The following is a 1,102-nucleotide window of genomic DNA, read 5'->3' as shown; positions in this document are numbered from 1 at the left end:
CTAGTCCGCTGAACCGGATGAATTGCACCGGATGCGTCGAGTTGGATCGGAATACTTCCATTTCAACGGGGCAGCTTGCTTGTTGTATTGGCGAATATATCGCATGAGCTTTTTGTCGAGGTCCTTGGTGCTGGTGAATACGCCGCGCGTGATGACGTCGCGCTGGATGCGGGCAAACCAGTTCTCGACCTGGTTCAACCATGACGAATACGTGGGGGTGTAATGTATCGAGACGTTCGTATGGTCAGCCAGAAAGGTTTGAACGGCGTCAGTTTTGTGGCTGCTCACGTTGTCGCAGATCACGTGAATCTCCTTTCTGGCCGGCTGCGCCGATACCACCTCGGTGAGGAACGCGACGAACTGGGCACTGGTATGACGTGGTGCAGTCTTGCCCAGCACTTCGCCGGTGGCGACATTCAACGCTGCAAACAGGCTCAGGGTACCGTTGCGTTTGTATTCGAAGCCATGACTTTCGGCGCGCCCGGGCGAGAGCGGCAACATCCGGTCTTTGCGATCAAGCGCCTGAATGGCCGTTTTCTCATCCACGCAGAACACCGCCGCATGCAACGGCGGGTTCAGGTACAGGCCGATCACATCGGCAGCCTTGGCCTCAAAGTCGGGATCGTTCGACACCATGTGCGTATCGAGACGATGCGGCCGAACGTCGTGCTTGCGCCAGATACGTTGAACCGTCATGAAGGGCACGCCCAACTGCGCTGCCAACTTGCGGCTGCTCCAGTGCGTCGAGCCGTCGGCCGGCTTACGCCGCAGCGTGTAGTCGAGCACTCTCGCCTCAAGACGCGCCTGGTCACGTCGTGGCGCACGACCTGGGTGCCTGCCAAACAGGCCTGCCAGACGCTCACTGGCGAAGCGGGTTTGCCATGTGGTGATGAAACGCGAATCGCATCGCAATTCGTTCATGATCGCCCCGCGCGAGGCTCCTTCGTCGAGCAGCAGGATCAACCGCGCTCGCCTTACCTGGCCAACGGCCATCGTTCGGCTGCGCTGCATCGACAACAATTCTTCGCGCTCGGCTTCACTCAGATTCATTTTTCCCATGCACCTTTAGATCAGTGCAATTTCATTGGTTCAACGGACTAGC

At 58.2% G+C, this 1,102-nt stretch carries 1 protein-coding gene; it reads right to left on the bottom strand.

Going from position 1 to position 1,102, the window contains the following annotated elements:
* Complete coding sequence (locus tag DVS29_RS36770; RefSeq protein ID WP_118186254.1) at window positions 1-1,059, bottom strand: IS630 family transposase; 1,059 nt, start codon at window positions 1,057-1,059, stop codon at window positions 1-3.
* Window positions 1,060-1,102: the final 43 nt, after the last annotated feature.

This window comes from Paraburkholderia phosphatilytica (assembly GCF_003443895.1).
GTDB lineage: Bacteria > Pseudomonadota > Gammaproteobacteria > Burkholderiales > Burkholderiaceae > Paraburkholderia > Paraburkholderia phosphatilytica.
The sequence above is the reverse complement of the archived record's forward strand: the minus strand, read 5'-3'. Positions and strand labels throughout refer to the sequence as shown.

Excerpts from the sequence above, each read along its gene's own strand:
- DVS29_RS36770 (WP_118186254.1), bottom strand. The coding sequence starts at position 1,059 with ATGGGAAAAATGAATCTGAGTGAAGCCGAGCGCGAAGAATTGTTGTCG.